The organism is Pseudomonas sp. FBCC-B1667, assembly GCF_059133255.1.
Window position 1 is genome coordinate 5,490,435 of record NZ_CP101437.1, and the last position, 24,411, is coordinate 5,514,845.

16 protein-coding genes and 1 pseudogene are annotated in these 24,411 nt (G+C 58.3%); 6 read left to right on the forward strand and 11 right to left on the reverse strand.

All coding sequences use genetic code 11. The annotated features are described in order from the left end of the window. Positions 1-114 precede the first annotated feature (114 nt). Positions 115-486 (forward strand): annotated as a pseudogene (locus tag NL116_RS25385) (glutamate synthase-related protein); the annotation flags it as partial. Here the strand turns inward: NL116_RS25385 and NL116_RS25390 are convergent. The 3 genes from NL116_RS25390 to NL116_RS25400 form a co-directional block, all read right to left on the reverse strand. After that, positions 464-2,008 (reverse strand): glycosyltransferase family 39 protein, encoded by a 1,545-nt coding sequence (locus tag NL116_RS25390; protein WP_494374553.1) that lies wholly within the window; start codon positions 2,006-2,008, stop codon positions 464-466. The pseudogene NL116_RS25385 and the gene NL116_RS25390 sit on opposite strands and share 23 nt — an antisense overlap. Further along, positions 2,005-2,379: a GtrA family protein gene (locus tag NL116_RS25395; RefSeq protein WP_494374554.1), complete on the reverse strand. Its 375-nt coding sequence runs from the start codon at positions 2,377-2,379 to the stop codon at positions 2,005-2,007. The genes NL116_RS25390 and NL116_RS25395 overlap by 4 nt, the downstream gene beginning before the upstream one ends. Positions 2,380-2,488: 109 nt before the next feature. Next, positions 2,489-3,994, reverse strand: a complete 1,506-nt coding sequence (locus NL116_RS25400; protein ID WP_494374555.1) for a glucosyltransferase domain-containing protein — start codon at positions 3,992-3,994, stop codon at positions 2,489-2,491. Positions 3,995-4,240: 246 nt separating this feature from the next. On the opposite strand from NL116_RS25400, the gene NL116_RS25405 reads away from it, so the two are divergent. Then, the gene (locus NL116_RS25405; RefSeq protein WP_494374556.1) at positions 4,241-5,365 is read left to right on the forward strand and encodes an OpgC family protein; all 1,125 of its coding nucleotides are present in this window, start codon (positions 4,241-4,243) and stop codon (positions 5,363-5,365) included. 56 nt (positions 5,366-5,421) lie between these two features. On the opposite strand, the gene NL116_RS25410 is transcribed toward NL116_RS25405, so the two are convergent. After that, on the reverse strand, positions 5,422-6,843 hold the full coding sequence (locus tag NL116_RS25410; RefSeq protein WP_494374557.1) for an amino acid permease: 1,422 nt from the start codon (positions 6,841-6,843) through the stop codon (positions 5,422-5,424). A gap of 527 nt (positions 6,844-7,370) precedes the next feature. Between NL116_RS25410 and NL116_RS25415 the strand changes: the two genes are divergently transcribed. Together NL116_RS25415 and NL116_RS25420 are read left to right on the forward strand one after the other, a co-directional pair. Continuing rightward, positions 7,371-10,487 (forward strand): transglycosylase domain-containing protein, encoded by a 3,117-nt coding sequence (locus NL116_RS25415; RefSeq protein ID WP_494374558.1) that lies wholly within the window; start codon positions 7,371-7,373, stop codon positions 10,485-10,487. A 152-nt stretch (positions 10,488-10,639) separates the two neighbouring features. Then, on the forward strand, positions 10,640-15,712 hold the full coding sequence (locus tag NL116_RS25420) for an NEL-type E3 ubiquitin ligase domain-containing protein (protein ID WP_494374559.1): 5,073 nt from the start codon (positions 10,640-10,642) through the stop codon (positions 15,710-15,712). Positions 15,713-15,754: 42 nt separating this feature from the next. Here the strand turns inward: NL116_RS25420 and NL116_RS25425 are convergent, their stop codons facing one another. The 5 genes from NL116_RS25425 to NL116_RS25445 form a co-directional block, all read right to left on the reverse strand. Then, positions 15,755-17,020 carry a hypothetical protein gene (locus NL116_RS25425; RefSeq protein WP_494374560.1) on the reverse strand — a complete coding sequence of 422 codons (1,266 nt, stop codon included), beginning with the start codon at positions 17,018-17,020 and terminating at the stop codon, positions 15,755-15,757. Between the two features lie 47 nt (positions 17,021-17,067). After that, complete coding sequence (locus NL116_RS25430) at positions 17,068-17,559, reverse strand: CS1 type fimbrial major subunit (protein WP_494374561.1); 492 nt, start codon at positions 17,557-17,559, stop codon at positions 17,068-17,070. A 5-nt stretch (positions 17,560-17,564) separates the two neighbouring features. Continuing rightward, entirely contained in the window at positions 17,565-18,305 is a 741-nt protein-coding gene (locus NL116_RS25435; protein ID WP_494378131.1) for a molecular chaperone, read from the reverse strand. Between the two features lie 37 nt (positions 18,306-18,342). Next, a complete protein-coding gene (locus tag NL116_RS25440) occupies positions 18,343-20,865 on the reverse strand; it encodes a TcfC E-set like domain-containing protein (RefSeq protein WP_494374562.1) in 2,523 nt (840 codons plus the stop codon). Positions 20,866-20,975: 110 nt separating this feature from the next. Further along, positions 20,976-21,464 carry a CS1 type fimbrial major subunit gene (locus tag NL116_RS25445; RefSeq protein ID WP_494374563.1) on the reverse strand — a complete coding sequence of 163 codons (489 nt, stop codon included), beginning with the start codon at positions 21,462-21,464 and terminating at the stop codon, positions 20,976-20,978. A 479-nt stretch (positions 21,465-21,943) separates the two neighbouring features. On the opposite strand from NL116_RS25445, the gene NL116_RS25450 reads away from it, so the two are divergent. Further along, positions 21,944-22,522 (forward strand): PadR family transcriptional regulator, encoded by a 579-nt coding sequence (locus NL116_RS25450; RefSeq protein ID WP_494374564.1) that lies wholly within the window; start codon positions 21,944-21,946, stop codon positions 22,520-22,522. Beyond that, positions 22,519-23,301, forward strand: coding sequence for a siderophore-interacting protein (locus tag NL116_RS25455; RefSeq protein WP_494374565.1), 783 nt, complete (start codon positions 22,519-22,521; stop codon positions 23,299-23,301). Before NL116_RS25450 ends, NL116_RS25455 begins: the two co-directional genes overlap by 4 nt. A 131-nt stretch (positions 23,302-23,432) precedes the next feature. Here NL116_RS25455 and NL116_RS25460 read toward each other — a convergent pair whose 3' ends face one another. Both NL116_RS25460 and NL116_RS25465 read right to left on the reverse strand, forming a co-directional pair. Then, on the reverse strand, positions 23,433-24,077 hold the full coding sequence (locus tag NL116_RS25460) for a Pr6Pr family membrane protein (RefSeq protein WP_494374566.1): 645 nt from the start codon (positions 24,075-24,077) through the stop codon (positions 23,433-23,435). A 2-nt stretch (positions 24,078-24,079) separates the two neighbouring features. Continuing rightward, positions 24,080-24,310, reverse strand: a complete 231-nt coding sequence (locus tag NL116_RS25465) for a VF530 family protein (protein WP_007903672.1) — start codon at positions 24,308-24,310, stop codon at positions 24,080-24,082. Positions 24,311-24,411: the final 101 nt, after the last annotated feature.

The following is a 24,411-nucleotide window of genomic DNA, read 5'->3' on the forward strand; positions in this document are numbered from 1 at the left end:
CTGAGGTAGCGGCGGAATGCTTGAGGTGCTCGCCTCTAAATAGTTGGTCAACTATTCATACCCCCCTCACTCACTCACACGCAGGGCAATAGTTGGATTTTGGGGGGCATAACCATCGGTTGCATCCAGTCGCAAAGCTGCCACACCAACAAATGCCCGACCGGTGTCGCCACGCAGGACACCTTGCGCCAGCGCGCACTGGTGGTCCCGGACAAGGCTCAGCGGGTGTTCAACTTCCATCGCAACACGCTTAAGGCTTTGGCCGAAATGCTGGCAGCGGCGGGCCTCGATCATCCTTCACAGTTGTCCGCAAAACATCTGGTACGGCGCATGTCGGCAACCGAGATCAAGTTGTTCTCACAGTTGCATGTGTTCCTGAAACCGGGGGAATTGCTCACCGGTGAAGTGAATGGCGAGTTTTACTCGCGGATGTGGCAGATGGCGCGGGCGGACAGTTTTGAGCCTAATGAAGTGGCTGCTGCGTGAACAGCGGTTGCATGGCGATTTCGTGGGAGGTGGGTGCTCCGTCCAGGACAAACAAGCGGGCCTCGCCTTCGCCTGCCCTTAGCGATAACACCTGTATCCAGTTTTTTGGAAATAAATGGCTATGATCAGGGCTTGATTGACCCGTTACCCACCAAACTCTTCTGGCATTCGTTTTCATATACGAAAAATCATTGAATGATAGTCCGTTTGCTCGAGCGGAAACCAAGGCCCAGCCGCCATAGTCGGAAGGCCCCCATGATTCACCAGTCGACGATCTGAAAACGTAAATCTTCGGCTGGATACCCGTTGTGTTGTAGTACATAAACGGCAAGTACCAAAACAACCCGTCAACCACAATCTCATCATCCGGTCGAAACTCTCGACCTATACCCGCCACGACAACATCCAGCCGGCCATTCAGGCGCACAGCCGAGCCACCCAATCCATCCGTTTGTTGATAAACCGAGAACAATCCCTGAACGAGAACAAGTGCGATACCTGCCAGGACGAGTATGCAGGCTCGGTTTCCCCATGCATCCAGATTAACTGCACAGATCATCGGCAACCCGATAACCGCGAACAACAGGTATCGAGGGATGAATGCCGGGACGATCAACGACAATAGAAAAACCACCAGTACCGGCACAAAAAAATAACCCACCAACAGAACTTTGTATCGCTGTTCAATCTGACCTTTCACCACTACTGCAGCGGCACATGCAACGATCAACAACGTTGGCAGCACTCGCCACCACGAGGAAGCCGGCAGCGAATCACCCACCACAGTGAACTGCCAGACACTGGCCAGAGCGGCCTGCCATGTGAGTGGAGAAATCCAGTTGAGCCCGTCACGGTGTACCAGATGATCAATGAAATGAGGGACCCAAGGCAGGTACAACACAACAATGGCAGCGTTAGCCCCCATCCATGCACGAACGGATAAACCGCGCGATTGCCACCAAAAAACCCAATGCACCAATACACAAAATGCAGCGAAATAATGCGTATAAAAAGCGGCCGTCATCAGCAGCACATAAATGATCGCAAAACGCTTTCGCTGCGGTGCATTGACCCAACACACCAACGCCACGGTCGCGGCCATGAGCCAAAAACCGAGCAACGTGTACATTCGGATTTCCTGGCTATAGCGAACCGAAATCGGCAACAACGCCAGCAACAACGCCGCGATCCAGGTCGCCCTGCGCGTCGCTATCAGGCTCATCAGCTTGATGCTGAGCAACAAGGTGCCGATATCGGCCAGGGCACTCAGCGATCGCGCTGACAACACACCATTGCCGAACACCAGCATCCAGTAATGCAGCAACACGTAGTAAAGCGGTGGATGAACATCCCGAGCCGTGGTGGACCAGATGTCCGCGGGCGAACGCTCGGCGAGCAGCAAACTATAGGCCTCGTCGTACCAGACGGCCGGCGTGGTGATGGCGTGAAATCTCACGAATAACGCGATCGCCACCACCACAGACAGCGCCGCCACCTCCCCGGTACAGCGCGAGATTTTCACGCGCCACGCTCGTGCAACAAGATAAATCTCGAAAAGAAAAACCCGCAAACCAGGCTCAACAGCGAGAACAACGCGACGGTCACTAAACCGTGAAGTTTCCAGACATCGGCGAAATGCCCAACGACGTAACTCATGACGCCCATAGAAAAGACATACATCAGATAACGAAGGACCGACGCCCCGGTTTCAAAGGTGTAAAGCGCATGGACGTAGAAGGAAAATGTTGCCGCCACACAAAATGCCGAAACGTTACTGGCGGCCTGACTCAATTCGGCGGCAGTGTTCAAGACATAAAAGAGCTGCCAATGAATCAGCGTATTGGCTACACCCACTACCGCGTAAGTGGAAAACTCTTTCCGTAAGGCTTTCATGTCCGTTCCCTGGCTGGTTGCTGTTGCAGGCGTCAACCTAAAGCCAGCGCAAGCTGTGCGTCTACTGTCAGAACTGACAGGTAGCACGACCTTCCAGACCAACGGTCGATTACCACTGCAGCGTGGTAACCCAAGGCGGTTCTTTCATGACGATAAAACCGTAATCCCCCAGCAGATATATGCGATAGAACAGGCTGTCCACCAACGGTGGATAACCCTGGTAGCCCACCCGTGTGGCGTTGCGCCGTTCCTTTTCCCTGACCACGTTGGTGATGCCGGTTTTCGGCAGGTTTTCCGCGAGCATGTAGAAGTCGATGTTCAGCAGGTAATGCAACACCGGCATCTGCTTGAACGACCCGGCAGCCGCCACCAGCCAGTGATCCGAATAGCTGACCGACAGGTAAATGCGCTTGGCGTTGCGCAATGCAGGGCGGGAGGCGATGTCGGCACTCAAGGCATACAGCGCATGGGTCGAAAAGGTCTTTTGCAGGGTCAGTACGCGGCCATAGGCGAAGGACAACGAGAGCGTCGCCAACAGCGGGATCAACAGCAGCAATGGCAGCGTTCTATGCAATGGCGCCAGCACCCGATGACTCAGGTAAAACAGCAAAACCAGGAGCACGCCATAGCCCATCAAGGTTCGGGCGCCTTCATTGAAGTCGCGGAAAATCAAGGAGGCGCCGGGCACCAGCAACACCAAAACCGGCAGCATCAAAAGACACGCGATCCCCATCACCGCTTTGTGCAGGCCGGTGTCCCACCGCGCCAGCACACCCCGCCCCACGCACACCCCACCGGCGATGGCGCATAACAACAGTGCGCCGAATACCCAGGCAAACCCGCCATGAAACAGCAGCACGACTTTTTCCAGGACCCTGCCGGCATTGATTTCAATTTGCAGCAGCGGCGCGGCTGCAACGTTCAACATCGAGGTGCGGGTTTGATTCATGACAGCAAAGGCCGTGGCGTAATAGATCAAGCCAGCCAGGACCAACTGCGCGATTTTCCAGCCAAGCAATCGGCACCACGCGGGCCACGATAATCGGTCATTGGCGCCCCGCAGCAGCTCCAGGCAACAGAGACCGAGAAACACATTAATGCTGACCTGATAAAGGCCGATGGCCAATGCGATCAGCAATGCCGGAACGGCGAGTTGCTGGACGCGCGAAAGGCTGCGAAAGGTGATCGCGCAGATCACCGCCACCACGCTCAGCGCCATGGTCGGGCCGTCATATTGATACGACAGGTTTTGCAGGAAAAACGGGTTGTACCAAAGTGGCAGCAACACCAGGCAATGAGTAAACGTCGGCTCAGGGAAATAGTGGAACGTCAGGCGCGTCAGGGCAGCGCTCATGGCCAGCGTGGCGATCAACAGTGGCAACGGGAAAATATTGGGCGCGGCACCGCTGAAGGTCAGCAGGTTATAGAACCATTGCGCGAACAATCGGCCCTCTTCCGACCAGCCCATGCCGGCGGCCAGGGAACGCCAGTTGTCATCAATGTAGGGGTAATCCGCGAGGATCAGCGGCAGGACATACAGCAGCGTCGCGAGAAGAAACAGCAACCAGACCTGACGGCCTGCGAGTTCTTTGTCGATCCAATCGCTGATCCTCATGCCAAAGCCTCTGGGATATTCCGTCTTCAATGGATATATCTTTGAACCCGACGGTAGTCAGAGATCGCGCTACTGCTTGGGTTTTAGACAGGCGGTTAACCCTCAGCCAATTGCTGAGACATCCCGTAATACCCGCACTTTGCAATTGCCGGCAAATCACTGCACCCTGCGCGCCGCCGATGTGCGGCACGTTACCCTTTGGGGCGCCCAGCTCCTACTTCAAAAACCGTTCAAGAGCCCGCCGTCATGACGACTGAACGCGATCACCGAATCGACTTTTTCCGTGGCTTGGCACTGATCTTCATTTTCTGGGATCACGTGCCCCACAACCCCTTGGGTCAAATCACCCTGCGCAATTTCGGCTTCAGCGATGCAGCGGAAATTTTCGTATTTCTCGCCGGTTACGCAGCCGTCCTGGCCTATGGCAAAGTCCTCGCGCGCGACGGTTACTTGATCGCCTGCGTGAAAATCCTGCGCCGCACATGGGTGTTGTATGTGGTGCATATTTTTTTGCTGGCGATGCTGATGGGCATCGTGTTCTTCGCCAACAGCCATGTGGAAACCCGTGATCTGGTTGAGGAAATGGGCTTGCGCCACTTCATCACCAACCCGCAGCAGGCGTTGACGGATGAATTGCTGCTGCGCTTCAAGCCGAACCTGATGGACCCGTTGCCGCTGTACATCGTGCTGCTGGCCGGGTTGCCGCTGGTATTGCCATTGTTGGTGCGCAAGGCCTGGGCGGTGGTGGCGGTGTCGTTGACCGTTTACCTGCTGGCGCCTTCGTTTGGCTGGAACCTGGCCGCGATCAAGGACGGCGTGTGGTACTTCAACCCTGTCACCTGGCAGCTGCTGTTTGTGCTCGGTGGCGCGGCGGCGATTCACGGGCAAAAGCCCCGGTCGGCCGAAACGCGTCCACTGCTGCGCCAGCCGTTATTTGTCAGTGCGGCGATCTATACGGTGCTGGCCGGGGTGATTACCGTGTCCTGGCGCTGGCCGCAAATACATGACGCGCTGATGCCTACGCTGCTGAGCAACCTGCTGTACCCGATCAGCAAGACCGACCTGTCGCCGGTGCGCCTGCTGCACTTTCTGGCGCTGGCGTATGTCACAGCGAAACTGTTGCCGGACGCGGGATGGACGCAACAATGGCTGGCCCGGCAATGTTCCCGCATGGGGCGTTATTCACTGGAGGTGTTCTGCCTCGGCGTGTTGCTGGCGCCGTTGGCGGACATGGTCAACGCCCTGACCGACGATGCGTTTGCCATGCAAGTCTTCACCGCGCTGGTGGGGGCCGGGTTGATGGGGTCGTTGGCGCTCTGGCTGGAGTTCAATAAACGCCTGACACAATCCCCGCAAAACGCCGTCGTCTGAAGCTAAAAAGCCCCGGCCATCTCGACCGGGGCTTTTTGCACTTCAAGCGTAACGTCTTATGACACCGAGCTCACCGCGCCTTGCGACACGTTGGTCGGTTGCAGCTTGAACACATAGAACAACACCGTCAGCAGCACCAGGAACGCAGGGCCTACATACAGCGCCACGCGGGTGTCCGGGAAGTACGCCATCAAGCCGACCACCAACACCAGGAACGCCAGCGCAAGGTACGAACTGACCGGGTACAGCCACATTTTGTATTTGAGCCCGGCACGTTCGCTGGCGCTCAGGCCTTTGCGGAACTTGAGCTGGGCCAGCAGGATCATCACCCAGGTCCAGATCGCGCCGAAGGTGGCAATCGCGGTGACCCAGACGAAGACTTTTTCCGGCACCAGGTAGTTGAGCAACACACCCAGCAGCAATGCGCCCATCGACAGCAGCAAGGCACGACGCGGCACACCGTTGCTTGAGGTCTTGGCAAAACCGGCCGGGGCCTGGCCATTCTGCGCCAGGCTGTAGAGCATGCGCCCGGTGCTGAAGATGCCGCCGTTACAGGACGACAGCGCGGCCGTGATCACCACAAAATTGATGATGCCGGCGGCGGTCTTGATGCCCAGACGCTCAAACGTCATCACAAACGGACTGCCCTGAGTGCCTATTTCGTTCCACGGGTAGATCGACAGGATCACGAACAGCGCGCCGACGTAGAACAGTAGAATCCGCCAGAACACCGAGCCGATGGCATCCGGGATGGTCTTCTGCGGGTTCTTGGCTTCACCGGCGGTCAGGCCGATCATCTCGACGCCAAGGTAGGCGAACATGACCATTTGCAGGGACATCAACACGCCTTGCACGCCGTTGGGCATGAAACCGCCGTGGGCCCAGAGATTGGAAATCCCCAGCGCCACACCGTCGTTACCGAAGCCGAACGCGATCACACCGATGCCACCAATCACCATCGCAATGATGGTGACAATCTTGATCAGGGCGAACCAGAATTCGAATTCACCGAAGGCTTTTACGGCGATCAGGTTGATGGTGCCCATGCTGATCAACGCTGAAAGCGCCCAGATCCAGCGCGGTACATCGGGGAACCAGACGCCCATGTACACAGCCACCGCAGTGATTTCCGCGACACAGGTCACCAGCCACAGGAACCAGTAGTTCCAGCCGGTGAGGAAGCCCGCCAAGGGGCCAAGGTAATCTTGGGCGTAACGGCTGAACGAGCCGGCAACCGGGTTGTGCACGGCCATTTCGCCGAGGGCGCGCATGATCACCAGGATCGCCAGACCGCCGATGATGTAGGACAGCATGATCGCCGGACCGGCCATTTCGATGGCCTTGGCCGAACCCAGGAACAGACCGACGCCGATACAGGCGCCGAGTGCCATCAAGCGAATATGCCGTTCGCCGAGTTCGCGTTTGAGCGGGCCGCCCTGAGCGGTCTCGCCGTGGGGAAGGTGATTGCCAGCTGGCATAGGGGACATCCTCGTCTTGTTATTGGATATAGCCACCGAGTGTCGAAGCGCTGACCGATAAGCCATTGCTTGTCTGAAACCGGCCTTACTTCGTGAGCAGGACCGTCCTGTAGGACAAAACTTCCAGGATCAGCGGGACGTGCAGTATAAAAAGCATTGCTCAGGCGTTTTCACTCTAAAAACTACAAAATGCAGCCACATCTCTCGGCAAAATGGGCTTTTGCGGAGAGGCTTTAACTGGCTAAAAGTGATTTCACCCGTGACAGAAAACGGCGATGAGTATTGCACAGCATTGGTGCGTCGTCATGCACTTGCCTGCACCTTACTTACCGCTCGACAGCTCTAGATCAGGCCTCTTCACCCGCCAGACCACCCGCCCCTGTAGCAGCTGCCAAAGGCTGCTACAGGTAATTGTGTGGATGCGGAAAAAATAGGCGACAACCTCGTCCACAATTTTTTCACCATCGCCAACCACCGTCTAAGCTTCAGACAAGTCAGATCAATCTGCGTGAATGGATCAATCGGCTATGGGCGCTTTGTGGCAAACCGATACGAGTAAAACTGTGGTCCCGACTGAACGTGTGGATGAAGCGCCATCACCTGAAAAACCTCGCACCAGCCGTGTCAAACACGGCTGGAAGGCGTTTTGGCTGTTGTTGCTGATCATCGCGATTGTCGTGGGACTGGCGGCCGCCAAGGAAATGCGCACCTCAAAATTTCAATCCCGGGAAGTCAGCGAATTTGCCGCGTCCCTGAGCTACACACTGGGATCGGGTCCCAGCGATGCCATTCGTTACCCTGGCGCCGGGCCTTTTGATTTGCGTCTGGGCTACAGCTCACTGGACGAGTTCCTGCCCCGGTTGCTCAAGCGCAATTACGTGATTTCAGCCCAAACCCGCTTTTCCCAAAAGTTGATGGACTACAGCGACAAGGGCCTGTTCGTGCCCTACTCCGAGAAAATCCAGGCAGGCCTGTCGATCACTGACTGCCGTGCCATGCCGCTGTACCAGTTCAAATACCCACAACAGCTGTATTCAAGCTTTGATGCGATCCCGCCGGTGGTGGTCAACAGCCTGTTGTTCATCGAGAACCGCTTCCTGCTCGATCCCAAGCAACCGTTGGCCAACCCCGCCGTGGACTGGCCGCGCTTCGGCATGGCCGCATGGTCGCAGGTGGCCAAGTTGATTCATCTGCCGGGGCAATCGGCGGGTGGCAGTACGCTGGCGACGCAACTCGAAAAGTATCGGCACTCGCCTGATGGCCTGACGGTGTCGGGCGCGGAGAAGATCCGGCAAATGATTTCCGCCACCGTGCGCGCTTATCAGGCGGGTCCGGAAACCCTCGATGCCCGGAAAAACGTGGTACGCGACTACCTCAACAGCGTGCCGCTGTCCGCCGTGCCCGGCCACGGTGAAGTGCATGGCATGGCGGAAGGGTTGCGGGTCTGGTATGGCGCCGACTTCGACAAGGCCAACGAAACGCTGGCAAGCACCGACACCGACCCAAAGACCATGGCCGCCAAAGGCCTGGCCTTGCGTGAAATGCTCTCGTTGATGATTGCCCAGCGCCGCCCTTCCCACTACCTGACCAAAGGTCGTGATGAACTGGCAGACCTCACCGACAGCCACATTCGCCTGCTCGCCCAGAACAATGTGATCGATGCGCCGTTTGCGGCGGCGGCGCTGGCCAGCAAGGTTACGTATCGCGACTGGCAAACCCAGCCGACCATTCAGCCAATCGAAACCAACAAAGGCATCAGCGTGGCCCGCAGTCGCCTGGGCGGGTTGCTCAATCGTCCGCTGTACGACCTCGACCGTCTCGACTTGTCTGCCACCAGCACCCTGCAAGGCGATTTGCAGACCCAGGCCACGGAGTACCTCAAGCACCTGGCCGACCCGGCGTTTGCGACGCAGATCGGTTTGATGGGCGAACGCTTGCTCACCCCCACCAGCACCACGCAAGTGCGCTACAGCTTCACGCTGTTCGAACTGACGCCGGATGGCGCGCGCGTGCGCGTGCAGACCGACAGTACCGACCAGCCGTTCGACATCAACGAAGGCAGCAAACTGGAACTGGGCTCTACCGCCAAAATGCGCGTACTCACCACCTACCTGCAGATCATTGCCGAGCTGCACGACAAGTATGCAGGGATGACCGTGCCGGAACTGAAGAAAGTCGACGTCCCTGACCAGGACCGTCTGAGCCGCTGGGCCGTCGATTATCTGATCCAGAACAAAGACCGCAACCTGCCGGCCATGCTCGGCGCCGCGCTGGATCGCAAATACTCCGCGAGCCCAGGCGAAGCCTTTTTCACGGGTGGCGGGTTGCACATGTTCCATAACTTTCGCAAGGAAGACAACGGTCGCATGCCGACGCTGCGCGATGCGATCCGTGAGTCGATCAACTTGCCGTTCATTCGGCTGATGCGCGACCTGGTGCGCTATACCACCTATTCCGGCCCCAACAACAGCGCCGAATTGCTCAAGGACGATCGAGACCCGCGGCGTCAGGAATACCTGGCAGATTTCGCCGACCGCGAAGGCACCTCGTTCCTGCTGAAATTCTGGAAGAAGTACAAAAACAAGGACACCCAGGCACGGCTCGATACCTTCCTTGACAGCATGCGCCCGACGCCGATTCGCATGGCGGCGATTCACCGTTATCTGCTGCCACAGGCCAGCCAGGAAAGCTTCAACACCTTTGTGCGTTCGCACCTCAAAGGCGCCAAGCTCACCGAAAAACTCACTGACGAACGCCTGCAACGGCTGTACGAAAGTTACAGCCCCGGCGCCTACGACTTGCCGGACCAGGGTTTCATCGCCAAGGTTCACCCGCTGGACCTGTGGCTGATGGGCTACCTGCTGAACAACCCGGACGCCAAGTGGAGCCAGATCGTCAAAGCCAGCCAGTTCGAGCGTCAGGAAGTCTACAGCTGGCTGTTCAAGAGTCGTCACAAAGGCGCCCGCGACAGCCGTATTCGCACCATGCTGGAAATCGAAGCGTTCCTGGACATTCACCAGCGCTGGCAGAAAGTCGGCTACCCGTTCGATCACCTGGTTCCGTCACTGGCCACGGCCATCGGCAGCTCCGGCGACCGTCCGGCAGCGCTGGGCGAATTGATCGGCACCATTCTCAACGATGGCGTGCGCATGCCGACATTGCGCATCGACACACTGCATTTCGCGGCGAATACGCCCTACGAAACCAAACTGATCAACGACCCGGTCGCCGGCAAACGGGTGATGCCGTCCGAAGTGGCCACGGCCATGCGCGAGGCCTTGTCGCAAGTGGTGGATGCCGGTACCGCCAAACGTGTTTCCGGCAGTTTCATCACCCCCGATGGCAAACCCCTGGCGATGGGCGGCAAGACCGGGACCGGGGATAACCGTATCGAAGCCATTGGTTCCGGCGGGCGAATTTTGAGTTCGAAGTCGATCAACCGCACGGCCACCTTCGTGTTCTATATCGGTGATAGCCACTTCGGTACGTTGACTGCCTTCGTACCCGGGCGCAGCGCCGAAGCGTTCACGTTCACCTCGGCGCTGCCGGTGCAGGTGCTCAAGGGCATGGCGCCGATTCTGACGCCGTATCTGCAACCGGGTGCGCATACGCAATGTTTGCCCGTGGAGGTCGCGCGACGCTGAAAAAATGGCGGTATTTATTTATTTTCGGCATGGGTAATTCCAATGCATTGGGGGGGTAAACACGGATTAAAGCAGCGGGAATTCAGGCTTTTACTTTGAGCCTCGGGCGTTAGGCTGGTCACTCCACTTAACGCTCAAGGTTCATTAAAAGCATGACTGACTTACACGGACGTACTTCAGCGCTACCCACACCGGGGGCCGATGGCAATAAAGGTCGCCACTACGCGTATATCAAGAACCGAATCCATCCCGCGCTCAAGGACGCTTCATCGCGACGGATTCGGGAACTGAGCCTCACCCGACCGGCTTCAGGGTATTGGGTACTGGCCAACAGGGATTTCGATCACACACCGTTACAACAAGCCAACCTCGAACACTGGTCCGCGCAAAACACCGTTGACCGGGTCATGGACAAGGTACAAGGCGTATATGAATTCGCCGAACCGTTGGTGACCGAGGCGTTGCTGAAACAGTTCGGTGTCGACGTCGACGTAAAAACCACGTACTTGCACCTTTATCTACCCAAACAGCTTCCCTGGTATGCCAGCAACATCAACGGTGTGGTGACCCGAACCGTATCACTGCTGGACGCGGCCCTGCATAACTTCTCGAGCAGGGAAACCTGCGAAGCAGACTCGAACTTCATCAGTCAGCCCGATGCCCGTGGGCATTTCGACACCCTGCCGATCAAACGCAAAATGTCCATCGCCCAGTTCCAGACCCTGTGCCGCGAGCTGGACATTGGCGCGCGCTACACGAAATACCTCGAAGAACAATTGCGGCCCAGAGACGGCCTCGCCCAGGTTGTTTTGAAACACAAGATTGTCGAGAGTGAGAAAACCGCGTTCAAAGCGGCTGCCAGACTGGCCGTCCTGAAAGGCGACATTGACGCCGATGCCGGTGACCTGATCCTGATGATGCTCGACGGCCAGCGCAACCTCACCCGCAAAGGCCGAATCATGCACTTCGCCAACCTGTCGATTCTCGACAGTGTGCTGACCGGGATCGTTTTGATTACCCCGGATCTGGACCGGGCCCGTGAAGTTGTGCCGATATTCGCTTACGTCCCGCAAGACCCTGAGCATCCGCTGAAAGAGTATCCCTCGACCCTCGCTTTCATGAATGAACTGACGCGTCAGCTGCGTAACAACGATGTCATTTCGTCCACCGGCATGACCTACCGCCAATATTTCAGCCGGTTCGTCGATCAATCCGTTCGGGGGCATTTTTTTGCCGGGCTGCAACAACGCCTGTTCCAAGTGAAATGGCACCGCAAAGAGCCGCTGGACCAGAGACCGAGCTGGCGGGAAGTGGCTGTCACTGAACCTAACCTGCATTTCAGCACCACACCGATCACCGGCGAACTCTGGCAGTACCTGTCTGAGCACAAGCTCAACAAGGTTTTCAAAGACGCCTGCCACATCGCCGTGTCCACCGCCGATGCCGATACCCATGCCCGACAGGCGTGGTGGGAGAACTTCAAAAAAATCTTCTCGGACATTTTCAACATCGCCCTGATGGTCGTCACGCCGTTCGTGCCCGGACTCGGTGAGGTGATGATGGGCTACATGGCGTATCAGATGGCCAGCGACACCATTGAAGGCATCGTCGACATGACCCTGGGGCTGTGGACCGAAGCCGTCGAACACATCGTCGGCGTGGTCACGGATGTGCTTCAGCTGGCAGCGTTTTCCGCCGGCGCGCAGATTGGTGCGCTGGCGCGCCTGAAACTGTCACCACTGATCGAAGGCATGAAACCGGTTACCCTGCCCAACGGCGAACCCCGGCTGTGGCACCCCGATCTCAAAGCCTATGAGTGGCCCGATGTGCAGCTATCGCCGGATTCCAGGCCGGACAAGCTCGGGCTGCATGCCCACGAAGGCCAGACGGTTCTGCCACTGGAAGACAAACACTACGCCGTGCAAAAAGACCCGCAAACCGGCAATTATCGAGTCAAACACCCGTATCGCGACATGGCTTATCGGCCCGAGCTGAAACACAACGGCCTCGGCGCCTGGACTCATGAAGCCGAGAACCCGCGAGCCTGGGATCGCCCGACGTTGATGCGCCGTCTCGGCCACGCCGTGGAGGGCTTCAGCGACACGCAACTCGACGACGTTCGCATTGCCAGCGGCATCAACGACGGCGCGCTGCGCCGGATGTACGTCGACAACACGGCCCCGCCACCGTTACTCGACGACAGCCTCACCCGCTTGAACATCCAGCGCCAGACCCGCCAGGCCATCGACAGGATTCGCTCAGGCCAGCCCCTGGACCCTTCCTCCTACTGGTTTGAACCGCTGGCGACTTACCTGGACGGCTGGCCGGCAGATAAAGCCCTGAAGGTCTACGAACATGCCGACATGAGCGGCCGGTTCCGCCAGTACGGCAATGTAGAGGCGAGCGACGGGCAGACGCTGTCCACCAGTCTGTCCAACCTCATGAGTGACCGGTTTGCGCCAGACCTTCTCGAGTTTCTCAGCGAAGAAGAGCTGCAAGCCGTGCTCGGTCGGTCCACCGCCAAAGGGGAACGGGTACAAGCGTTGCGTAATCGACTGGCGGATGAAGCCGATCAAATGACCCCGGACATCGTCAATCAGCTTTACCAAGGTGCCCAGGCGTCCGACGATCCGCAGCTGCGACTCATGCGCCAGACCTTTCCCGAGCTGCCGTCCCGCGCGGCAGCGACGTTGCTGAACAGTGCCGACACTGCCGACCTCAAGCGCATGACCCAAACGCAACACCTGCCGCTGAACCTCAAGAGCCGCGCCCGTGAGGCCGCCTTCGAAGCCCGGACCAACCATGCCTATGAAGGCTTCCACGACGGCGCGCAGTGGGTGGCGGAAACCGAGAGCCTGGTGCTGAACGCCTTGAGGATTCATACCGACACCTTCGCGCAATTGCGCATCGAGGTTCGCGAAGGCAACGACGCCGGTCCCTTGCGCAGCCGCGTGGGTGCTGAAGACGCGTCGATGGTCCGGGTGCTGGTCAAGGATGATGTCAACCGATTCGAAGTCTGGGATGGCGACAACCAGAAATTGCACGACAGCACTGATTTTTACGAAGCCGTCCTCAACGGCTTGCCGAACAACAAACAGGCGCAATTGGGCTATCGGCCGGGCCAGGGCGCCTTCTTCAAGCAATGGGTAATGGCCAAGACCGAGACCCCGGCGCAACGCCGCACTGCGCTCGCCGCACCGCCGATCCGTCCGCTGGCTGACCATGAAGACATGATCCTCTTGCGCGGTCCCGGCTTCTCCACCGTCGCCCCCACGCTCACCGAACGGGTGCAGGATATTTACCCTCACTTCAATGAGCGCGAGGTCATCACCTTTGTGCGATCCCTCGGATCGCAGGAACAAGGGCACCAGACCCTGACTCGTCTGGACCGTGAACTGGACGACCTGCGTGTGTTGTTCAATCGCTGGCGCTACCAGCAGCCGGATACCTGGGGCCCGGATCAACGCGGGTTCGTCAACAGCGGCGGGTTGCACATTGCCGAACGCCTCATCGACTGTTTCAAACGCAAACCCACGGTCTTTGGCGAACGCAGCATCACAGCCGACGGCGGGTATGCGCTGGACTTGTCCACAGAATTCAAGGTGCTCGACCTCGAACGCTGGTGGAAGGAATTGCCGGATATCAAACGCTACCTCGATCAGATCAGCACCTTGAATCTGGACCGCACGACTTTTGCCGAATCCGCCTCCGGCCTATTGGGCGACTTCCCTCATCTGCAGCAACTGAGCGCCCGCAGCTGCGGCTTGAGGCGACTCCCCGACGCCATCGGCAAGATGCACCACCTGCGCACGTTGCGACTGATGAACAACGACATCTCGTTGACCCCGTCGGCCGTCGAGCAACTGCGAAACCTGACCCGCATGGAAACCCTCAGGCTCGATGACAACCGGGAGTTGGGCCGGCTGCCGGACGTCGGACGCATGCCCAGACTGAGAATTCTGAGTTTGAGCAACACCGGGGCCACCACTTGGCCCGATGGCCTGTTAGGACCTGCCAACAAACGTCGACCGCGCGGCTTCTTTCTGGATTTGCAGGAGAACCCGATCAGCGTCATTCCGAAGGTCGTGCCCGGTTCGGAAGATGCCTTCCTCGTGGCGCGGACCCGCTTGTACGAACAGCAGCTCTCGGAGGCCAACCTGGTTACTTTCACAGCGTATCGACGATCGGTCGGCATCTCGCCAACGCAGGTCTACACCAACGCGGCACGCAACGCGATAAAGCTGTGGCCCATGAACAACGACTCGGTATGGTGGAGTGCCGAGGTCTCAGGGCTGGGCACTTTCCGGGAGGAAGCCTGGCACGACTTGATGACCGAGCCTGGCTCAGCGGATTTTTTTTCCTTGATCCAGAAACAGACTCGCTCGGCCGATTACCGGGCCGGTGGTAATTTGCGTCAACAGCTCAGCACCCGGGTATGGCGCATGATCGAAGCCATCGACCTGGACACCGGGTTGCGCAAGGATCTGTTCGAGATGGCCAGGGCGCCTACCACCTGTGCCGATGCCGGGACCCAGGTGTTCAACCACATGGGCATCAAGGTGCTTGCCTCCGAAGCCTATGCCTTGTCGACGTCCAACGCCGTGCTTGAAAGCAAACTGTTGAACCTGGCCAAGGGTGCCGCTCGCCTCGCGCGCGTGGATGACATTGCCCGTGCCGATTTCGGCAGCCGCCCGGGTAACCCCGATGAGGTCGAGGTGTACCTCGCCTACGAAACCGGACTGGCTCAACGCCTTGGTTTACCGTGGCAATCGGAGTCGATGCTGTTTCGCCCCATTGCAAAGGTGAGCGCCGAAACCCTCGACATCGCCTTCGAGACGGTGATGTCGATGGAGGCCGGCGATGGTCTGATCAACGACATGATCGAACAGCCGTTCTGGCAGAAATACCTGCAGGACACGTACCCGAACGAGTTCCGCCGCAATACCCGGCTGTTCGAAACCAGGAGCGACTTGCTGGATGAGTTACGCGAAGTCCAGCACACCTGGGCCCGTTCCAAGGACCAGCAGATTGCGAAACGACGAGCGATCAAACAGCGCCTGCTAGACCTTGCCGGGCGACTGAATATCGATGAAAAAGTGGTGTTGACCCATGAAGACATGACCGATGAAGTCTATGGCGGACTGCTTCATGACCTGGGCTACGAAGAAAAAGAACTGAGCAGGAAACTGACCCGCGCAGCACTGCAAAAAGACGCACAGCAATAATCGGCACCCCTGATGCATCGAATGATGCATCAGGGTCAACCCTTAGCCCACTTCCGAATCCCAGATCACCGTGACATTGCCCGAGTACGTTCGGGTGACACCGGGCTTGAGCATTTCCTCGACCTCGTCTTGCGCGATCTCGAAGTGTAACGTTCCAGGCTTGCGATCAACATAAATGCGCGGCTGGAACAGCTCGGTGCCACTGCCGTCGCGCCGCAACGGCCGGCGGCTGACGGGTTGATCGGCGCCATCCACCAGGCCATTGGGCAACGTGACGCTGACGTCGAGTGGCACAGCATGACCCGAGGCCGGGTCGCGTACCAGGCAGCGGTTGCCATCGTTGCTGTACTGGCAGTCAAGGTTCATCTTGAAGCGACTCGACGAAGACACATTGAACGTCTGATCGCGGAACAGCCGTGTCGGCTTGCGCCCTTGCGTCAGCCACGCTTGCCAGCCGCCCTGCGGCACCAGTTCAACACTATTGCCGCCAGGTGGGATCTCGACCTTGAGCGTGTGTTGCACGTCCAGTGTGAAATTCAGCGTCAGTGTCGAATCGCTCGGTTGCATGACGTCACCCATGTCGAAATCACCGTTCGATCCGACGCTGTAGGTCAGGCTTCCAACATAACGGCCCGAAGACATGCCCAACGGGTTCGGTGTGACCAGTTCATAGGCGAAATCCAGATAGTTGTAACGCAACCAGGGCACGTTGAACCTGGCCTGCTTATCGCAGCTGGCCTCGACGGGTGTTTTCCAGAAAAAGGCATAGCTAGCCGGCCCTATAAGCCCTACGCCACTATAAAGACAGGGTGCGGGCGCATACACCCAACTGGCGCCCCACAGTTGAGCGTGGGCAAGTTGATAGTCGCTCCCCCCACCGACAAGGCTGATAACGTCCTCGGTCAAATACTGGGAGCCCATACCTGCAATCCGAACCTTGACCGTCTCGGGCTCGCCCGTCGTTTCATGCACCACGGACAACTCGCGCCACTGCGCCGGGACTTTGAAAGTGGCACCCTGGCGCGATGACGGGTGATTCGCCTGGATCGGCGCATTGGAGTTGAACTGAATCGGCACGCGCAGGCTGAACATCTCGTTGTCGTGGCACTCGCTGGGATAACTCTCGCAATAACCGCTGGGAGGCGTGTCATTCCGGAATTTGTTCTGCTGAGGGTTTGCAGAGTCCGGTCTGAACGATGCCAGGATAGAGACTTCTTCCGACCAGGCCGAAGAACAGGTGAGCAACGATAAAATCCCGATCCCGACACAGCAACGTACCTGCCGCCCCAAGCCCTGTGAATGATTCATGTTTTTTCCTCTGAAACGAGTCAGGTCAACAGCCAATCCGCATGGCATCACGCCCCCGGCAGCACTGCGTTGAAAATCAAATTGACACTGCCGAAATAGCTGCCCGGTTTATAAATCCCATCGTCAGGGGGGGTTGGCACGATCTCCAGCAACACACGCTTACCCGGTGCGGCATCGCTCATCGACACCACTTCGCGACTGTTCAGTTCATCAAGCACATGGCCGTTGAACATCACGCGCAAACCAATGTCATGAGCATCAGTGCCGTTGGACAGAAAAGGTCTGCCCTCAAGCCGTGCCTCGATGGCGCCAGACTCATTCTTCACATCGAAATACTTGCGCAAGCCACCCAGGGTCGCGGTGGTCAGGTTCCACGGTAATTGCTGTTCGCGGTGAATCCAGCCGGGGTCAGCGGGAATGACGTAGAAGGGCTGGCTCGGGATCGTCACGAACACGTCGAATTGATGCACCTCGCGGGCTGCAAACGCTGAATGGCAGGCCATTGCCAAGACCATCAGAACCATCAGTTTTCTGAACATGGTCATCAGCCCTTTACATCAAGTTTCTTGCTGCTCTCGCCTTCAACCAGCGTGAAGCGGTATTCGCGGCCGGCCTGTTTTTCGAACTCGAATTGGCGGCCCGCCAGGATGTGATGCTTGGTGGTGGGCTGGCAGTCCTGCTCGTTCTTGACCGAGCAATCCTTGAACTCATCGATCACCACCACGGTGTTGCCGTTGTTGCGGATACGGTAATCCGTCGGGCCGTTCTCGATCACGCTGGCGTAACGCGTGCTCTTGGGACGGACGAAAAACACCGCGCCATACCCGGCCAGCACCGTGACCCCGGCGGACAGGGTTTTCTTGTATTCCTCGCGCTCTTCAATGGACACCGCGAACTCGTCTTCTTTCTCGGGCACCACCGGCACGAAGCGCACGCGGAAATAGCGCTCTTTGTCGCGCTCGCCCATGTACAGCAATCGCGTGCCTTGCATGCCACTGGCGGGCACGATCAGCCGTGCCGGGCTGGCCATCAAGCCATCCCGGGAGGTGCCGTCGGCATTGGACATCAGTGGGACTTCCCGGGATTTGCCATCGGCGTCGTAGAGGATTTCAAGGATGTTGACCTTGACGAAGGCGGTGCTGTCGCCGCCGTTATAGACGCGTTTCAAAAAGGTACTTTTGTCACCGTCCAGGTAGTCGTAAACCGAGCCGATATTGATGCTTGGTCCGGCGTGCGCCGTCTGGGTGAACAAACAAAAACCAATCAATGCCAACCGACGTTTCATCGTCATTTACCTCCAAAAAAGTGCGGGGTGCCGGGCATCAGCCTGCCGTCGGCGTCTGAAGCGTCAGGTCCGCCAAGGTGTCTGGCGTGCAGCGCAGATCGCCGATCATCAGCACGTTGTTTTCCGTGCGGCCACGGCTCGGGTCCAGGCGGAACTGGCACAGCAGCTGGTTGCCGTGGCGCACTTCCAGGGTCGGTGAACCGGCGTTCATTTCCATCGAGAAGAAACCATCCACCTCGCTCACCCCGCGACTGGCGTGGTTGATGATGTGGTGGCCCTTGAGCGGTTTGCCCTGAGGGTCGATCAGGCGGCCCAGGACGGTGAGGGTTCGCATCACGCGAATCTGCCGATAATCCACGCCGCCCTTGTTCAGGTGATAACTGGAACGCGACGGCTGAATGGTGGCGGCCGGCACGTGGTTGCCTTCGAAATCGAAACTGACAGAGCTGCTTTTGTAGGCCGTGATCGGCACAAAATTGCGCCCGGGCTTCAGGACCGCGCTGCCGCCGCTCAAATCGTCGGCGCGCAGGACAATGTCTTCGATGTCCGATTCCACATCGATGATCATGCCCGCGCCGTTGCGGTGGTATTGGCTGGTCACGACCATTTTCCGTGCGCCGACGGCCACGGTGCTGTCCAGGTTCAGGCCACCGGTAAAGTCGTTGTTGAAGGAGGAGCGTTGAATGAAACCATCGGCATTGATCAGGTCGGATTGCATCGTTGCCATGGTATTCAGACCGAGGCCATAAGTGTCCGTGATGGCCGTGGCGGAGACGTTTTGCAGAATGTGATCCTGCAGGTCTTTGCGGTAAGTGATCGATGCATTGTTATCTCGTCCACCGTCGCGGGCCGTGCGGGTGCCGATGCTGCCGGAGATCTGTTCACCGGGGCCGCCCAGGGCAAGGTTGACGCTCAGGTCGATACCTCGGTTGCGGTCGTCATCCGAACTGATGCTGCCCGGCCGATCGAACAGGGACAATCGCCAGCTGGCATCGCTGCCAAGCAGCCGGGTGCGCTGGGTCCATCCCAGGTCCACGCCCGTGCCATTGGTGTTGCCCTCGCTGTGGGATACCCGCGCATTGACCGAACTTTTGCTGGTCAGTCGATGGTTGATCGACAACGAAGAGTTGCTGGTTTGCCCGATGAATACGTTGGGCTGGCGCACCCGCGTGCCATCGGGCAGGGTGTCGTACAGTTTTGTGGTGTCGAGCCAGCTGCGGTTATAGCTGGCGACCAGGCTGCCACTGGCGTAGGAATACAGGCCCTGCACGTCGAGACCGGTGCCGTAGTCTTCGGTCTGGTAGACGTTGGCATACAGGCTGGCGTGATTGACGATGGCCCAGTCGACCGACGTACCGAGTTGCAGGCTATCGCTCACTTGTCGACCGCTCAGGCCGAGAATCACACGCGGGTGCAGCAAGTAGTTGAGCGCCGCGCCGGCGGTCTTGTCGCCATCGTCGGGCTGGTCCCAGTTGCTGAGCAAGCCCGATTCACGGCCGGCGAACAGGTTGTAGCGCCAGCGCTCGTCATGATTGCGCCAGTTGTTCGGCTTGTAGACCAGCTCCTGAGTGCTGGAGGTGATCTGGCCGTCTTCAATCAGGCGCACTTCCACTTCATAAATCCCTCCCGGCAGTGGACGGGTATCGAGGGTCTGCAAACCGGCAGGCATTGCCTGGGTATTGATCAGCAGACCGTCGCGGTAAATCTCCACGGAACCCTGGCGATTGGCGGTGACGTAAATCGGATAAACCGCCGGTTTCGGGGTATTGATGGCCAGACTGTCGGAGCTGCCATACATGACGCCCAACGCCGTGTCGGGGCTGGTACCAAAGGTGCGCGGCTGGCGGGACAGGCCCTCGGATGAAGGGGTGAAATAACCCAGGCGCAGAAAATTGCCTTCCAGCTCGCGCTGGGTATAAAGCTCATTGACGGCGTGGTAGAGCGTGTTATCCATGCCGCCCAGTCGCGACAGCTGAATATTGACCGCTTGGGTCCAATTGCCCAGGCTGCTGCTGGCTTCCAGACCGTAGCGTCCACCGAGGTCCTGATCCTGGCCGCCATTGAGGTTGAGTTGGTTGCGCACGATCAATCCGGTACTGCCAGCCTCAGGCAGGTTGTAATAGCGTTGCACCTGGTCGTCACGCTCAGCATTTTGCGTGAGAATCGAGACCAAGGAGTTTTCGAGGCTGTAGTGCACGGCCAACAATGGTTCGGGGCATGTGGCCTCGCAGCTGCCGAGGGCCACACCTTGTTTCAGATAGCTCGACCAGATGTCGCGCTCACTGGGTTTGAACTGGCTGTCGCTGACATCCGTGAAGTCAACAAGCGTAATGCGATCATCGCGCGTCAACACGACCATCGCCTCACCCAGAAACTGTTGATCAAGTTCCACACGCACTGCCAGCGGCACATCGAAGAAGTGTTCTTCAAACTCGGTCGGCAAACCCTTGGCCTGGGCCAACAGACTTCGGGGGGTGTACGCATTATCTGCGGGTGCGGCCAAAGCGGTTGCGCAACACAGCAGGGCAAGCGCCGTCGCGATGGGAGTCATCGGGAACATGAACGGAATACTCTGAATATAAGCACGTTAAAACCCGGTCGACAGGCAGCAGTTGCCTGTCGACCGGCAAGCGTTATCTAAATAAGAACGATCCTTACTTCATAACGGTGTTACGGGATGCGCGGCATGGCATCGAAGACTACGACTGGATTGGCGGTGTAAAGACCGGTCTGAGTGGCGGTCGGTTTGGCGGCGGCAATCACCAGATCAGCGCGCATGCCGCCGTTGGATTCGGTATCGCCGACCACTTCCTGGGAAGCACCGGTCAAGGTTACGCCGTTGAAGGAATAGGTCAGCGCGATGTTGTTGCTACCGTTGAACAGGGGTTGCGGACCGCCTTCTACATAAGCATTGACCGAACCGTTGGTGTGGCGAATATCGTAGGTCGCACGCAGCGGATTCAAGGTGCCAGCCACCAGGTTGTAGGCCATTTTTTCATCTTTACCGAAGTCAGGATTCACCGGTTGGGCGTGGAATACCTGGGTTGGGATCGTGGCGGTAATGTTGATGGAGGTGCGTGCTTCTTCCGCAGCGAACGCCACCGAAGAGCTGAGTGCCAAGAGGGTCATCGGGACGGCGATTGCAAACTTATTGAACATTGTTGAGTACCTGTCTTTTCAAAGGATTGGGCCGAGAAAGCTGAATAAGCCAGTACGACTCTTCGTAGGCCGGCTTATTTTCGACGCCGGAGAATGATCGGCCAATCGCTTAAGAAAGTAAGTACGCAAGTTCCGAAGAACATGTAGTAACAATGGACTTCAAACAATAGGAAAAAAGACAGAAAAACACTCATTGCGCTGCACACCTCTCAGAGAAGTACTACACACAGCTTTGACTAAAAATACAGACAGATAACAACTAATAAAACGTCCGTAAGATCAATACGACTCTCACACTAATAAGCCGGTGATAAGCCGTCAAACTCGCCCGAATAGATTTATTACTCTAAAAGAGCACGTCGCCTGCCAGCCCGGTCCTGGCACGTGCCTGCCTCGCCATGACCGTTCGTCCTGCGACCTTGCTCTTTACTTAAGATATATCTTAAGTTGTATCTAAACACGACGAGAGAAGACACGAAATGAGAGACCATCATTCCCATCGCGAACACGGCGACAGCCGCGACGGCTTCGAAAAACGCCCTGGCCCCGGTCGGGAACGCGGCGGACGCGGGCCACGGGTGTTCGCCCCCGGCGACCTGAAACTGCTGCTGTTGGCGCTGATCGCCGAACAGCCCTGCCACGGCTATGACCTGATTCGCCAGATCGAAAGCATGTTCGACGGCGCCTACAGTCCCAGCCCCGGCGTGATCTACCCGACCCTTACCTTTCTTGAAGAAAGCGAAATGATTTCGGGCGACGCCGAGGGCGGGAAAAAACGTTACGGCATCACCGACGCCGGACGCCTGTCACTGACTGAGCAAGCGATTGCGCTGGACGGCGTGCGTATGCGCATCGACGTCAGCAAGCGCTCGCTGCGCGGTCATGACCGCCCTGCGGAGATTCACGAAGCGGTGCACAACTTGCGTCATGCCTTGCAGATGCACCACGGCCGCTGGAGCCCCGAAGAAATCCTGCGGGTGCGCGACCTGCTCAACAACACCGCCAAGGCCATCGTCGACGGCCCGGCCGTTCAACCCGTTCAGGAGCAAGCCGAATGACTGAAGTGATCGTGCAATCCATCCACCGTGTCATGCATGAAATCAAGCGCCGTCGACTGCAGGTGTTGCGTGTGGTCGACCTGACGCCGCGCATGCGCCGGATTACCTTGGGCGGGCCAGAGCTGGCCGGCTTCGTCAGCCTCGGCACCGATGACCACGTCAAACTGCTGTTCCCACAAAACGCGGCGGAACAGGCGGCACTGGAAACGTTGGTGCTCGGCGCTGGCAAAAACAACGGGCCGATGCCGGCGATGCGCGACTACACGCCACGTCGCTACGACCTCGACACACTGGAGTTGGACATCGATTTCGTGTTGCACGGTGACGGCCCCGCCTCGACCTGGGCCGAGCAAGCCAGACCCGGCCAGTTCCTGCACATCGGCGGGCCGCGTGGCTCGATGATCGTGCCGGACATGTTCGACAGCTACCTGCTGATCGGCGACGAAACCGCCCTGCCCGCCATTGCCCGCCGCCTCGAGGGCCTGGCGGCCAATCGCCGTGCGCTGGTGATCGTCGAGGTGGAGAACGGTGCCGAGCAACAGCGTCTGGAAAGCCCCGCGCAGGTCAATGTGATCTGGGTCTTGCGCGAGGGCGGCAAGAACAACCTGCTGAACACCGTGAAACAACTGCAAGTGCCGAGCGGCAATCTTTATGCGTGGGTGGCGACCGAGACCAAAGTGTCGCGGCAGATTCGGCGAGTGTTGCTGGATGAACATGGCTTGAATGAGCCGTTCGTAAAAGCGGTCGGCTACTGGCGGCTGGATGACAGCGACGAGTAATAACTAAGCCTGACCAGCATCCTGTGCGAAAGGCTTGCCGCCGTTGGAGTGCGCAGCGCGCCCGGACTTGGGGCCGCTTCGCAGCCCAACGGGGGCAAGCTTGCTCGCCGCAAAAGCGCCTTCGCCACAATTCAGGTTCGCTTTCGGACCTGCCACCTGTCGAGCCCGATCACTATCAGCGCAACCACCACAAACCCGACCAGCAACCCACCCGCATTCACAAACACCTGTGGATAACCCAACTTGTCGACATCGATAAAGGGATAGGGATATACCGCCAGCAGGTGCCCGCGCCACAACACGTAGGCGAAGTACATCAATGGATAGATCATCCACAACGCGATGTGCCGCAAACGCAGGGTGCCTTTGGGCACGCAGAACCACCAATACGCCAGAAACAGCAGCGGCATGATGTCGTGCAGCAATTCATCCGCCAGAAACTGCCAGCCTTCGGGGTGCCACAGATGCCGCAGCAACACGCTGTACACCAGCCCCACCACGGCGATGCTCACGGCAATCGCGCTGCTCACCCACGGCTGCAAAAACCAGCGTCGGGCTGCGGACTCTCGGGACGTCCACTCACAGGTCAGTACCGTCGCCACCAGCGTGTTGGTCAGCACCGTGAAATAGCTGAAAAAACTCACCAGACCGCCGATCAACCGGGCGTCCAGCGTCCAGCGCGAATACAGAATCAGGTACAGCTGAATGGCCAGCCCGGCCCAGCCCAGCACCGCCGCAGCGGCCACAAAACGGCGCCTCGCGACCAAGCCCGGCATGTTCAGAGCGGTCGCTTGGTGCGCATCAACTTCACGTACAGGCGCTCGACCTTCTCCCGGGCCCACGGGGTTTTGCGCAGAAACGTCAAGCTCGACTTGATGCTCGGATCGCTCTTGAAGCAGCGGATATCAATGCGCTCGGCCAGCCCCGACCATTCGTAGTGTTCCACCAGGGCGTTGAGGATCTGTTCCAGCGTTACGCCATGCAGCGGGTTGTTGTTCTGTTCGGTCATGCCGGGCCTTCGAGCGATGTAAGGAGTGGGAAGCCGCGCACCTTAGCCGAGGGTGTGATCGGGTGGAAGCGCTCTGTGCGCTATCAGTCAATGTAGGTGAC